Annotated in this window: 14 protein-coding genes and 1 riboswitch; of the genes, 13 read left to right on the forward strand and 1 reads right to left on the reverse strand. The window is 47.6% G+C overall.

Annotation, left to right across the window (positions count from 1 at the left end):
- Window positions 1-6: 6 nt before the first annotated feature.
- From AAIG11_RS03980 to AAIG11_RS04020, 9 genes are all read left to right on the forward strand, one after another.
- The gene (locus AAIG11_RS03980; RefSeq protein ID WP_343184982.1) at window positions 7-846 is read left to right on the forward strand and encodes a WG repeat-containing protein; all 840 of its coding nucleotides are present in this window, start codon (window positions 7-9) and stop codon (window positions 844-846) included.
- On the forward strand, window positions 843-1,586 hold the full coding sequence (locus AAIG11_RS03985) for a transglycosylase SLT domain-containing protein (protein ID WP_343184983.1): 744 nt from the start codon (window positions 843-845) through the stop codon (window positions 1,584-1,586). The genes AAIG11_RS03980 and AAIG11_RS03985 overlap by 4 nt, the downstream gene beginning before the upstream one ends.
- Window positions 1,587-1,937: 351 nt before the next feature.
- Window positions 1,938-2,975 (forward strand): N-acetyl-gamma-glutamyl-phosphate reductase, encoded by a 1,038-nt coding sequence (gene argC / locus AAIG11_RS03990; protein WP_343184984.1) that lies wholly within the window; start codon window positions 1,938-1,940, stop codon window positions 2,973-2,975.
- A 102-nt stretch (window positions 2,976-3,077) separates the two neighbouring features.
- Window positions 3,078-4,301: a bifunctional glutamate N-acetyltransferase/amino-acid acetyltransferase ArgJ gene (gene argJ / locus AAIG11_RS03995; protein ID WP_343184985.1), complete on the forward strand. Its 1,224-nt coding sequence runs from the start codon at window positions 3,078-3,080 to the stop codon at window positions 4,299-4,301.
- 66 nt (window positions 4,302-4,367) lie between these two features.
- Window positions 4,368-5,231 carry an acetylglutamate kinase gene (gene argB / locus AAIG11_RS04000; RefSeq protein WP_343184986.1) on the forward strand — a complete coding sequence of 288 codons (864 nt, stop codon included), beginning with the start codon at window positions 4,368-4,370 and terminating at the stop codon, window positions 5,229-5,231.
- Window positions 5,232-5,364: 133 nt separating this feature from the next.
- On the forward strand, window positions 5,365-6,564 hold the full coding sequence (locus tag AAIG11_RS04005; RefSeq protein ID WP_343184987.1) for an aspartate aminotransferase family protein: 1,200 nt from the start codon (window positions 5,365-5,367) through the stop codon (window positions 6,562-6,564).
- Window positions 6,565-6,908: 344 nt separating this feature from the next.
- Entirely contained in the window at window positions 6,909-7,541 is a 633-nt protein-coding gene (locus AAIG11_RS04010) for a class I SAM-dependent methyltransferase (protein WP_343184988.1), read from the forward strand.
- A 185-nt stretch (window positions 7,542-7,726) separates the two neighbouring features.
- Window positions 7,727-8,101, forward strand: coding sequence for a hypothetical protein (locus AAIG11_RS04015; protein ID WP_343184989.1), 375 nt, complete (start codon window positions 7,727-7,729; stop codon window positions 8,099-8,101).
- A gap of 47 nt (window positions 8,102-8,148) precedes the next feature.
- Window positions 8,149-8,532, forward strand: a complete 384-nt coding sequence (locus AAIG11_RS04020; protein ID WP_343184990.1) for a PilZ domain-containing protein — start codon at window positions 8,149-8,151, stop codon at window positions 8,530-8,532.
- Here AAIG11_RS04020 and AAIG11_RS04025 read toward each other — a convergent pair.
- On the reverse strand, window positions 8,524-9,258 hold the full coding sequence (locus AAIG11_RS04025) for a lysophospholipid acyltransferase family protein (RefSeq protein ID WP_343184991.1): 735 nt from the start codon (window positions 9,256-9,258) through the stop codon (window positions 8,524-8,526). The genes AAIG11_RS04020 and AAIG11_RS04025 overlap by 9 nt on opposite strands.
- A gap of 173 nt (window positions 9,259-9,431) precedes the next feature.
- On the opposite strand from AAIG11_RS04025, the gene AAIG11_RS04030 reads away from it, so the two are divergent.
- From AAIG11_RS04030 to dapA, 4 genes are all read left to right on the forward strand, one after another.
- Complete coding sequence (locus tag AAIG11_RS04030; protein WP_343185179.1) at window positions 9,432-10,253, forward strand: carbon-nitrogen hydrolase family protein; 822 nt, start codon at window positions 9,432-9,434, stop codon at window positions 10,251-10,253.
- A gap of 2 nt (window positions 10,254-10,255) precedes the next feature.
- The gene (locus AAIG11_RS04035; RefSeq protein WP_343184992.1) at window positions 10,256-10,567 is read left to right on the forward strand and encodes a DUF3006 domain-containing protein; all 312 of its coding nucleotides are present in this window, start codon (window positions 10,256-10,258) and stop codon (window positions 10,565-10,567) included.
- 174 nt (window positions 10,568-10,741) lie between these two features.
- Window positions 10,742-10,925, forward strand: a riboswitch (Lysine riboswitch).
- A gap of 121 nt (window positions 10,926-11,046) precedes the next feature.
- Window positions 11,047-12,048: an aspartate-semialdehyde dehydrogenase gene (locus tag AAIG11_RS04040; protein ID WP_343184993.1), complete on the forward strand. Its 1,002-nt coding sequence runs from the start codon at window positions 11,047-11,049 to the stop codon at window positions 12,046-12,048.
- Between the two features lie 40 nt (window positions 12,049-12,088).
- Window positions 12,089-12,964 (forward strand): 4-hydroxy-tetrahydrodipicolinate synthase, encoded by an 876-nt coding sequence (gene dapA / locus AAIG11_RS04045; RefSeq protein ID WP_343184994.1) that lies wholly within the window; start codon window positions 12,089-12,091, stop codon window positions 12,962-12,964.
- The last annotated feature ends 11 nt before the right edge of the window (window positions 12,965-12,975 follow it).

The following is a 12,975-nucleotide window of genomic DNA, read 5'->3' on the forward strand; positions in this document are numbered from 1 at the left end:
ATTCCCTTGGCAACAGAAGAACAGCAAAATCAGGATCAGACAAAAGAAACCAAAGACGGAAAATTTGACATGAATAAGCAAGTGCCTAAAAAAGCAGCCATCATGGTGATTGCCGGCGTTGTGTTGCTGGCAGTTCTAATAACAGCCCTGGTGCTGTGGGTTGTGGTTGGACGGCAAGGGGTATCAGATCAGACGGCAGAACCGCCGCAGCTGGCAATGGAACTGCCGGGTAATGAAATGTCAAGTGCTGCTGAAGCACCGACGCTACCTGAACAACCCAATGTTCCGGAAGAACACCAACCTTCAGAAGCCCCGAACGATGAGGCATCTGCCAATGCACCTGTCCGTACTGAGTTACTGCCGGTATCCATTGCCGGAGAGTGGGGGTTCATCAATCTGATGGGCGATATGGTCATTACGCCCCGGTTTGACGCAGTATCGCTTTTTTCTGAAGGTTTGGCTGCGGTGCAGCTTCAGGGGAAAACCGGTTATGTGAACGAGTTTGGAGAACTGGTGATTCCCCTGGCATTTGAAGAAGGGCTTGCTTTTCAGGAAGGTCTGGCAGCGGTTTCCCTTGACCGGCGCTGGGGATTTGTGGACCAAAGAGGGCAAATGGTGATTGAGCCCAGGTTTGATGATGTTTACTATTTTTCCCAGGGAATGGCGCCGGCAAGGCAGGGGGATCGATGGGGCTACATCAATCCTCGGGGTGATTGGGTTGTGGAACCGGAATTTAGCCGTGCCTTTCCTTTCGAGCGGGGCATCGCTCAAGTCCAATGGAATGGCCGGGATGGGTATATCAACATGGCGGGAGACTGGATCTGGGATCCTCGAATCCACCAATGAAAATAGACAAAACATCGCTGATCTGGAGCATGGCAGTTGTCGTGCTGGTGACGTGGATGATGACGCACCCTCCTGAAGAAAAAAGTGAAATTTCCATGGAGATTCAGGTAACAGCATCGGCAGACCAGTGGCTTCATCTACATCGCCATGAAAACCATCATCCTGAAACCTTTGTACGGGGATTGCTCCTCGAAAACAAGCGGTTGTCAGACTATCGCATTGATCGGGCGTTGAGTGCCGAGACCATCAGTCGATTGAGATTTATTGCGTCAGAAACCGGTTTGGTTGATGAAGCAGCCTGGATTCTGCTTCAGGGGTGCGAGGCATTTCGGCTAGATCCGTGGATGGTATTGGCGTTGATCGATATTGAAACGGGCGGCACCTTTCGGGGCGACCTGGTGGGCAGCAACAATGACCGGGGGTACATGCAGATTACTCCCATCACAGAACAACATCTTTTTAATCGTCACAGCGGCCAGTGGTCTTTCACCTATGATCCGGAGATGATTTTTGAGTCATGGTACAATCTCACGCTGGGCATGCAGTACTTGCGGGAGCTGGCGGATCGTCAGGATGAAACAGACTGGGTACAAGTGCTTGGTGAATATAACAGAGGACCTGACGGGCTTCGGATTCATTTTGAACGGCATCAGACGATGGAAACAGCCTATAGCCGACGGGTGTTGGAAAGAAGCCGGGAATGGGCAGAACGCTATCAAAACAAGGGACATTCATTTTGAAATCTTCTTCGATGAGACTGGTAACACACAGTACATATCATACTGATATGACGAAAACAGCTTAAGCCCTGAGCAAAAGGGGTTTAAGCTGTTTTTTAATATTGGATTAATGTAATATTTATACATTGAAATGCATATAATACCGTTATTCCAAAATGAATGGACAAATGTATTTAGAAAAAAGATTGATATCAAATGAAATATCAGAGTTGAGAACAAAAGCATGAAATATAACTTGCATAAAAAACCAAAATTCGATATAATAGAGTAAAATTATTTGCATCAAACGACGGAATTTCGGCAGCTGTGCAACCGAATGAGCCGGCGATGACTAAGAAGGAGGTCCAATTAATGAAAGCTGGTATTTTGGGCTCAACAGGCTATACCGGAGCTGAACTGGTACGCATTCTGATTCAGCATCCTGAGGTGGAACTTGCCTTTGTTGATTCCCGCAGTTATGAACATCAACCCTTTGAAGCGGTCTACTCCAACCTGAAGGGTCAGGCAGAGATGACCGCTGTTTCTGTAGATCCGGAAAATCTTCCTGAAAAAGTGGATATCGTTTTCTGTGCACTGCCACATCGAATCAGCCAGCACAAGGTGATTATGCTGCAACGGCAGGGATTTCGAGTGGTGGATTTGTCGGCAGACTTTCGACTGGATCAGCAGTCTGTTTACGAGAAATGGTACAATACACCCCATGAAGCACCTGAACTGCTGGAAAAAGCTGTTTACGGTTTGCCTGAGTGGTATGCTGAAGAACTGAAAGAAACCCGGCTGGCAGCAAATCCGGGATGCTTTCCAACCAGCATCTTATTACCCTTATTGCCGCTGTTGAAAGAGAACCTGGTGACTGGCGACCATTTGGTGATCGACTCCAAAACCGGGGTTTCTGGTGCGGGGCGTGGCCCGTCGACAGTGAATGTATTTTCACAGGTGAATGAGAATGTCCGCGCTTATGGGATTGGCACTCACCGGCATACGCCGGAGATTGAACAGGAACTAAGCAAGGCTGCTGGAAAATCAGTCACCCTTCAGTTCACCCCTCATTTGGTCCCCATGGACAGAGGAATCCTCAGCACCATTGTCATGCCGTTACCTGAAGGGCTGACGGAGAAAAAACTGCAGGATTGCTACCAGGCATATTATGATCACAAACCGTTTATTCGGTTACTGGGGACAAACGCGCTCCCGGAAACAAAAGCAGTTAGGGGTTCAAATTTCTGCGATATCGCGTGGAAGGCTGATCAGCGATCAGGCAATCTGATACTGGTGTCGGTCATCGACAACTTGATCAAAGGATCATCGGGGGAAGCTGTCCAGAATATGAACCTGATGTTGGGGCTGCCTGAAGAAATGGGGCTTCATCATCTCCCCATCTGGCCTTAGGTATCTTTCGTGATGCTGATGATCTAACTGAGTTAAGGTGAGGCACATTCAAAAATCATACGATGACACAAGAAGCATCCATCATCAAAGGAGATGAATAAAGTGACATATGAAGTGATACCCAATGGCCATGTGACAAGCCCCCGGGGATTTCTGGCGGGCAGTGTCCACACGGGGGTCAAAAAAGAAAAAGATGACCTCGTACTACTTATCAGTGAGACTGCGACAACATCAGCCGCGATGTTCACACAAAATCTTGCGGCAGCAGCGCCGGTTCATATCAGCCGCGAAGTGTTTGATCTGGGCGATGTACGTGCGGTGCTGGTGAATAGCGGCAATGCCAATGCCTGCACGGGCAGCCGGGGAGAAGCGGATGCCCTGGAGTTGCAGCAGATAACGGCGGAAATGATGAAATTGAAACCACAACAGGTGGCATTGGCCTCCACGGGCGTGATCGGCGTAACCCTGCCCATGGATAAGATACGGGCAGGCATTCCCAAGGTGATTGCTGCTTGCCATGCCCAAGGGGGGCCTCAAGCAGCTCAGGGAATCATGACCACCGATACGATACGAAAAGAAATGGCTGTGACCACGGTGATCGACGGGAAAACCGTCACCATTGGCGGAATGGCAAAAGGCTCTGGAATGATTAATCCCAATATGGCCACCATGCTGGGCTTTATCACCACCGATGCAGCCGTGGAGCTGGGTTATCTGAAAGAAGTAGTGGCTGAAGTGGTGGCAGACACATACAACATGATTACAGTGGATGGCGACACCAGCACCAATGATACGGTGATGGTACTGGCCAACGGCCAGGCGGGGAACAAGCCCCTGAATGATCAGCATCCTGACAAAAAGAAATTCATGGATGCCTTGTATGCAGTGAACGAAGCCCTGGCAATATCCATTGTGAAAGATGGTGAAGGTGCCACGAAATTAATGGAAGTCATCACCGAAGGATTTGCCACCAAAACAGATGCCCGATTGGCTGCTAAAGCCGTACTGAACTCAAATCTGGTGAAAACTGCTATTTTCGGTGAAGATGGCAATTGGGGCCGCATTGTTTGCAGTTTGGGTTACTCAGGTGCCTCTTTTCAATTGAATGATGTGGCGTTAACGCTGGCCAACAGCCAGAGAGAGTCGGTGCAAGTGCTGTCGGCGGGGCTGCCCCTTGACTATTCTGAAGAAAAGGTGGCGGGATTATTGAAAGACAAGAAGGTGATTATTCGTCTGACGGCAGCTTCAGGCGAAGCCTCAGCCCGGGGATGGGGATGCGATCTTTCCTACGATTATGTCAAAATTAATGGATCGTACCGCAGTTAATGAGCACCTTACGCTCTGATGAAACACTCATTAATACAATTGCATCGATACAAGGAGGAAAAATCAGTGAGTCAATCAACCAACGGTGGCGAGTTCAATCCTGAACTGCTGCTGCAAAGTTTACCATATATTCAGCAGTATCATCAAAAAATCATTCTGATTAAATACGGTGGCAACGCCATGGTGAATGAAGAACTGAAAGGGCAGGTTATTAAAGACATCGCCTTCATGAAATATGTGGGCATGAAACCAGTCATCATGCACGGCGGTGGCCCTGAAATCACCGGCATGATGGAAAAGCTGGGTCATGAAACCAAATTTGTTAATGGTCTGCGAGTAACAGATGAGTTAACGATGGAAATTACTGAAATGGTGCTGACGGGAAAGGTAGCCAAAGATCTGGTGGCTCGACTCAGTCGATACGGGATTAAATCCATCGGCATCAGCGGGCAGGATGGTGGCTTGATCAAGGCCAGGCAAAAGAAGCCGGAGCTGGGTTTTGTGGGAGACGTTGTTGAAATCAATCCTGAACTGGTATTTGATTTACTGGAAAAGAACTATGTGCCGGTGATTTCTTCCATAGGCTGTGATGAGAAAGGTAAGCGCTACAATATCAATGCCGATGAGGCTGCGGGTAAAATGGCAGTGGCACTGGGAGCTTCTGTACAGCTGTTGCTGACAGATGTGCAGGGGGTCATGAAAGAAGAAGGCACTCAGAAAGTGGTGATTCCTGAACTCTGCCCCAAGGAGATTAAGCATTACATTGAAAAAGGTGTGATCACGGGCGGGATGATCCCCAAAGTGAACTGCTGCGTGGAGTCTGTTGCCAACGGTGTGCGTCGGGCCCATATCATTGATGGCCGCGAATCTCATTCGCTGCTTTTTGAAATCTTTTCAGACAGCAGCAAAGGTACCACAATCAGTGAATAAAGTAGAAACAACGTCTGGGGCGGCTGACCGTTGACGATGTGTCGCATAAGGCGCATAATGATTATCAAAGCAACAGTACCTCGAAAGCGATATCAACAATCAGTTGAATGGTTGCTGAGAAGGAGACGATGAGATGATGAACATGACAAAAAAAGAAATGATTCTGGCAAGTGACCAGGTACTCATGCAAACTTATAAGCGGGTTCCGGTGGTATTCACCTCTGGTGAGAAGTGTACCCTCACTGATTCTGAAGGAAAGAAGTATCTTGATATGATGGGTGGCCTGGCTGCCTGCGGATTGGGACACAGCCCCCAGGTGCTGGTGGAGGCCATTCAGCGGCAGGCAGATCAACTGATTCATATTACCAACTATTTTTATAATGTGCCGCAGTTGGAGCTGGCCCGGCTCTTAACAGGCAATTCTTTCGGAGACAAAGTTTTTTTTGCCAATAGCGGCGCAGAAGCCAATGAAGGTGCCATTAAGCTGGCTCGAAAATATGCCTATACGAACTTTGGGCCGGAAAAATATGAAATCATTGCCATGACCAGTTCATTCCATGGTCGCACACTGGGTACTCTCAGCGTGACCCACAATGAAACTTATAAGGTTGGCATTGAACCACTGCCCAAAGGATTCACCTTTGTCACTTTCAATGACGAAAAAGCCCTTGAGGAAGCCGTTACCCCCAATACCTGTGCCATTATGTTAGAGCCTTTGCAGGGTGAAGGGGGGATTACAGCGGCCACACCGGCGTTCATGAAGAAAGTGAGGCAGCTGGCAGATAAACACCATTTACTGGTTATTGTTGATGAAATTCAGTGTGGATTTGGCCGCACTGGCACCATGTTTGCCTATGAGCAATATGATATCGTTCCTGACATCATGACACTGGCCAAATCGTTGGCAGGCGGATTCCCCATTGGTGCCATTGTCGCCACCGACAAAGTGGCTGCAGCCTGGAAGCCGGGAGATCACGGAACCACCTTTGGAGGAAATCCTCTGGCCTGCGCAGCTGGGACAGCTGTGTTTCAAGAGTTGTTGAATCTGGAGATTCCCTCGAAAGCCGCAGCCAATGGCGCTTATTTTCTGGAAAAGCTTCAAGAATTGGTGGAAAAATATGCTTTTGTTAAACGCACCAAGGGAAAAGGGCTTATGGTGGGTCTTGAATTGGATTTCCCTGGGGCGGCGGTGGTGGAAAAAGCCTTTGACAAAGGGTTGATCATTAACTGCACTGCAGGTAACATTCTCCGTTTTGTTCCTCCTATGATTATTACGAAAGAAGAGTTGGATGCATGCGTTACTATTTTGGATGAAATCTTTAGTCAAATGTAAAGAATCAGGTCTTGCCTGACCATGATTTTATATCAGGATTAGAATGATGACAAAGAATCTGAAACAAATAATTGATTTTGGGGCTCGGCAGTCATTTTGTCGGGCCTTTCTCTTGGTTTTGAAAAATGATGAAAAACTTGATAATCTGCTGCAGGCAGTTTTGCTCACAAGGCATCCATGGTATACTGCTGATGAGTAGCTGCTTAGAAATGAAAAATTACCAACATCAGTTTTAATCATAAGACAGGACCATCTTTCCAAATAAATTCATCTGAAAAGGAGTCATTATGAAAGCACCTTGTCTGTTATGTGGGGGGAAGACAAATCTGCTTCATCATCCAGGCGTGCGAGCAGATTACCATGTCTGTGAACAGTGTGATTTTATATTTAAAGAAGCAGCAGACATTATCAACAGCGATGAAGAGCTGCGTATCTATAACTGCCATCAAAATTCCATCCATGATCCGCGTTATGTGGCATATTTTGAACGCTTTTTAAAAGATGCGGTGTTTCCTCATATGAATTATGGCAGAAATGGACTAGATTTTGGCAGTGGTCCATCACCGGTGTTGGCACAGCTGTTGGAACGGGATCATGGCTATAATATGGATGTCTATGACCTGTTTTACGCGCCAGAAAAGGTTTATGTAGGGAAAAGGTATGATCTGATTACCTCGACAGAAGTAGTAGAACATATGCGGGATCCGATGGAATACTTTCAGCTTTTTCGAACACTGTTGAAACCTGACGGGATTTTAGCAGTGATGACACTGTTTCACCGCAACGACACCAATCACTTTCTCAACTGGCATTATGTGCGGGATCGCAGCCATATCTCTTTCTACACACCAAAGACAATGCAATATATGGCTGAAAAGACTGGACTGAAGATGATTCACACAAATCTGGAACGCTATACGACTTTCATGCTTGATGAAACGTGGCAAAAAAAGCCGGAAAGCAACCAGAAACCATAAGAATGAGGCTTCTTCGGCGGGGTTTCAATATAGGGAGTATTCTTAGATGATGAAGAGGCTGTTTTGATGCCAAGATTGATGATCGGTACGCTTTTGACGCACTGGTCTTTGTGCGTTTCAGTGAGTTAATTACGGGTATTTAGCAATCGAAAGCATCTATGGGAATGCGAAGGGAGGCTGCATAAGTGGCACAATGGCAAATCATGGGATGGGTAAATGTAGCATTAGTAGTCATTATGGGGACGATTTATCCCCTGAAGCAAAAGATGAAATCCAACAAGAAGCTGATCCCCATTTATCGGGTGGTGCGGGTAGTTCACCCGGTGATTGGCGTGGCAATGATCTTAATTGGACTGCTTCATGGGTCCATGGTACTGGGCCAGCTGCGCCTGCACTCAGGCAGTCTCGTGTTGCTGACGCTGATTGTAATGGCTCTGGTTGCGCTGGCCGGCAGCAAACTTGCTGTTCTTCGTAAAATATGGCGGCCCATCCACCGAGGGCTTGGCATAGTGCTGGTGTTGCTGTTGCTGGCACATTTAACATTCCCCTGGTGGTTGTAGAATGTTAAGTTTCTACACTTGGAATACCTGAAAAGGAGAGGGTTGTGATGGAAGAAAAACGAAAGTTGTCCCGGGTGTTATTTCAGATTCGTGCCCTGATTAAAAAAGAGAACATGGCATTTACAGGGAAGGTTGAAAATTTAAGTCTCAATGGATTACTCATTCATCTGACGGAAAAAACGGATGATCTGCATTCAGGCGATAACGTGGATGTCACCATAGATCTTGCAGGAGAATCGTCGGGATTGTTCATCAATGTAACGGGCCAGGTGGTACGCATGGAAGAGGATGGCTCCCTGGCACTTCACCTGACCCACATTGATCTGGACTCATTTGTTCATTTGAAAAACATTCTGGCCTATAACAGTGGTGACTATGATAAAATCATGGATGAATTCATGGATAGTTTCCAGAATGTTTCATCAGACTGATAAAAGGCCTTCCATTCCAAGTGTTTGACGAATATCACCGAAGACCCGGCTCATCAGGTCGCTGGAACTCTCCTCAACAACCGTTTCTGCAGGAATTAATGGCAGAATGGTGACCTTCACAGTGGTAGCTGTGATGCGCCCTCGTTCTTCATAAATGCGGTAACTGCCGTCGATGGCAACTGGAAGAATAGGGATGCCTGCTTTTTGGGCCAGCTTTAGACTACCGGGCTTAAAAGCACCGATTTCACGGCTTTTGCTCCGGGTGCCTTCGGGAAAAATCACCATGGATTGACCACTCTCCAGACTTTTTTGAGCTTGCTGAATGGCGCGAAGTGACTGCCTGATATCTTTTCGATCAATGTAGCTGCATTCAATGAGATCCATCCAGCGGCTGATCACCGGTAGACGGCGCAGTTCCTGTTTTGCCACAAAGCCCATAGGCAGCGGAACAACGCTGACCATGAGAGGGATATCCATGTAACTCTGATGATTGCTGACAATGAGAACCGGGCCTTCCGCTGGTATATGTTCGCTGCCTGTTACTTCAATATGGCTGCCGGTTTTCCGCAGTAATCGCGTGGACCATAGCTGGCCGATTTTTTGCGTGAATCGGCGTTTTTCTTCGGTGTGGCCTGCTTTTTCCATGCGTTTACCTCTCAGAGCCTGAACAAAAATATAAAGCAGATAAGTGATGAAATCAATTAACCAGTAAATGGTCCGAAGCATGGTTGGTTCACCCTTTCTGAAAGTTGAATGCCTTGTTTAGTGTATCATATTCCCTGGAGTATGAAAAGAAAATGACTGTGTCTGTTAATCCCTTGTAAAGGTATCAAACCGGCTTAAATCATGCGGAAAATAGTGTGTTCAATAACGTAAGGAGGCTGTTTCCATTGAAAGAAGTGAACCTTTCTGTTTGTCAGATGATGGTGGTTGAGAGCAAGGAAGACAATCTGAAAAAGGCTGAATCAATGATTCGTCGGTCGGTCCTGGAGAACAAGGCTAACCTGGTGGTGTTGCCGGAAATTTTCAATGGCCCCTATAGCATTGAAGCCATGCAAGCCATAGCAGAACCGGAAGGCGGGCCAACAACACAATTACTGTCTCGGCTGGCAGCTGAACTGAAGATTATCGTGGTGGGTGGATCCATTGCCGAAGCCGCTGATGGCCGTATTTACAACACTGCATTTATTTATAATGAAGAAGGAGAGCGGGTTGGACGCCATCGAAAGATGCATCTTTTTGATGTCAATATTGTCGGAGGCGTTTCATTTGAAGAATCTTCCATTGTGGCACCGGGAAATGATGTGACAGTGGTGGAAACATCTCTGGGAAAAATTGGGGTAGCCATCTGTTATGACATGCGATTTCCAGAACTGATGCGCCTCATGACCCTGCAGGGGGCTGAAATGATCGTGGTACCGGCTGCATTCAACACAACCACCGGGCCGGCTCATTGGAAAGATACCATCAAAATGCGGGCAGTGGACAATCAGGTCTTCTTTGCGGCCGCTTCTCCGGCCCGCAATCTAGCCTCTGATTATCATGCCTATGGTTTTTCTCAGGTGGTGGATCCATGGGGAACAGTACTGGCAGAAACAGATGAAACCGAGGGAATCATTACAGCAACCCTTAATCCCCAGCATTTGACAGCTGTTCGCGAGCAGCTGCCGTTACTGAAGCACCGCCGTACCGATCTGTATGAACTGAAGGAGTGTCAATAAAAATGGCAGGCTGGAACCAGGCGATCAGGGTCATCGATCGTTTTGAAGGACAGGATGCTGTGGTTGAAACGCATGCCGGATGGTTAAGAATAAATCGGAACTTGTTGCCTGTCAATGTGGTGGAAGGCGATCTGATCATTCCACTTGAAGATGGCACCTGGCAGATAGATGTTGAAGGAACAGCAGCCCGCCGCCGATTGATACAGAAAAAAATGGATCGGCTCCTTGAGAGAAAATCAATCCAACCGGTTGTACCAAGTGAAAATCGAGACGATGCCGACGATGCTGATGACGATCGTGGCCATCGGCGCTAGAGAAGCGATTGGAAGATCATTTTTTCAATTAGCGATATCACCTGATGAATAACGCTGCCATCAATACGAAGAATGATGAGAATAATGGTTGACAGTATTTTTATGCATGTGGTAGACTATGAGACAGGTTTAATTAACCAAACCAATGGTTGATTTAAATGACAACTGAATGATGTAAAGAATAGAGGCTGCACCGCGAATGAGTCGCACCCGGATGAAAAGGGAGGGGTTTCCCGATGCCGGAGTGTTAAAGGTCAAAGTGCCGAAGAGAGCGAAAAAGACCCTTTTCGTAATCTGGGGGATCGGGTGAAGAATCCGTCCACTGTCATGGGATACCCCATGGAGTGCTATTCGCCTATGAATGGAATGGCCAGTACCCGTCAATGATTCATGTTGCGGCTGGTCCTGTCGTTTGTCGTGCGAAGAGCTCCCGGGGGAAATCCCGGGAGTTTTTTAAAACAAAAAAGGAGGCGTTCAATTTGGGACTTAACATCGGTGTGGTGGGGGCAACAGGTGCCGTCGGAAGAAAAATGCTGGAAACACTTGCAGAAAGAAAAATACAGGTGGATTCTTTAAGATGCTTCGCTTCAGAAAGAACCGCCGGTCAGTTGATTGACTGGAAAGGCCGGCAGATCATCATAGAACTGTTGACCCCGGAAACCATGAAGGAGTCTTTTGACTATCTGCTGTTTTCAGCCGGTGGCAGCGTGTCGGAGAAATATGCCGCCATTGCCCAGGAAGCAGGTAATATCATTATCGATAATTCCTCCCAGTGGCGAATGACCGAAGGTATTCCCCTGGTGGTGCCAGAGGTGAATCCCCACACATTGAAAGGATACCGGGGGATTGTTGCCAACCCCAACTGCTCCACCATACAAATGGTAGTGGCGCTGGCGCCCCTCCACCGTGTCTTTGGCATTAAGCGAATCGTGGTGGCGACTTATCAGGCGGTTTCCGGCAGCGGTCATAAAGCCATTGTGGAACTGGAGAAACAACTGCAAGATCCGGAAGCACTGCCTCAGGTATATCCGAAACGCATTGCAGGCAATTGCCTGCCCCATATTGATGTGTTCAATGAAAATGGATTCACCAAAGAAGAGCTGAAAATGGTTTACGAAACTCAGAAAATCTTAGAGGATGATACCATTGAAGTGAATGCCACCGCGGTGCGTGTACCGGTTTTTTATAGTCACAGCGAGTCCATTACAGTTACCTTCCATGAAGAGCCAGACCTGGAAAAATTACGGGAGTTACTGGTACAGGCACCGGGAGTCATGGTGATGGATGACCTTTCCAATCTGGTATATCCCACGCCCCTTTTCACCGCTGGTAAAGATGATACCTGCGTGGGACGCATCCGAAAAGATCTTTTCGATCCCAAAACAGTGTCGCTTTGGGTGGTGGCAGACAATCTGAGAAAAGGCGCGGCCACCAATGCCGTTCAGATTTTGGAGAAAATGGAAGAAATGAAAGCTGTTTAAGATGTGCCAATGATGATAAGGGGAAGGGGAGGTCATGATCATGTTTAAAGGAGCAGGGGTTGCTATTTTGACACCTTTCAAAAATGGGGAAGTGGATTTGGAATCCTACGGACAGCTGGTGGATTTTCAGCTGGAAAAAGGCATTCAGTGCCTGGTAGTACTGGGGACAACCGGGGAAGCCAGCACCCTGAATGAAGCTGAGCGTGAAGCCATGGTTCATTTGACGGTTAAAAGGGCAAAGGGAAAAGTGCCGGTGATAGTCGGTGCTGGCAGCAATAACACGGCGATTGCCGTCAAGTATGCCAAACAGGCGGAAGCGCTGGGTGCTGATGGCGTGTTGGTAGTGACGCCTTACTATAACAAAGCCACACAAAATGGCCTGGTGGCTCATTTTACAGCCGTTGCCGAAGCTGTTGATGTGCCGGTGGTACTGTATAATGTTCCCAGCCGTACCGGAGTTAATATTGAACCTGCCACGGTGGCGCTCCTGGCGGAGGTGAAGAACATTGTGGGAATCAAAGAAGCCAGCGGCAATATTTCCCAGGTGCTGGAAATGAAACGGCTGGTGCCGGCAGATTTCATGATTTGGTCCGGGAACGACGATAATATTCTGCCGATTTACTCTGTTGGAGGCCATGGTGTGATCTCTGTGATGGCCAATATGATTCCCGGCGAAACCCAAGCCATGTGTGAAGCTTTCATGGCGGGCCACATTGAAGAAGCTATCCAATTGCAGGTAAAAACCAAAAAACTGTTCAACCTGTTGTTTATGGAAGTCAATCCCATTCCCATTAAAGCAGCACTATACCTCATGGGGATGATGGCCAATGAACTGCGGCTCCCCCTGACACCCATGGAGCCGGCCAACATGGAACAACTGAAACAAGAAATGCTTCGGCTGAATATCATCCAGTAAAGGGGGAATGG

The organism is Anoxynatronum sibiricum, from assembly GCF_039414295.1.
GTDB lineage: Bacteria > Bacillota > Clostridia > Peptostreptococcales > Tindalliaceae > Anoxynatronum > Anoxynatronum sibiricum.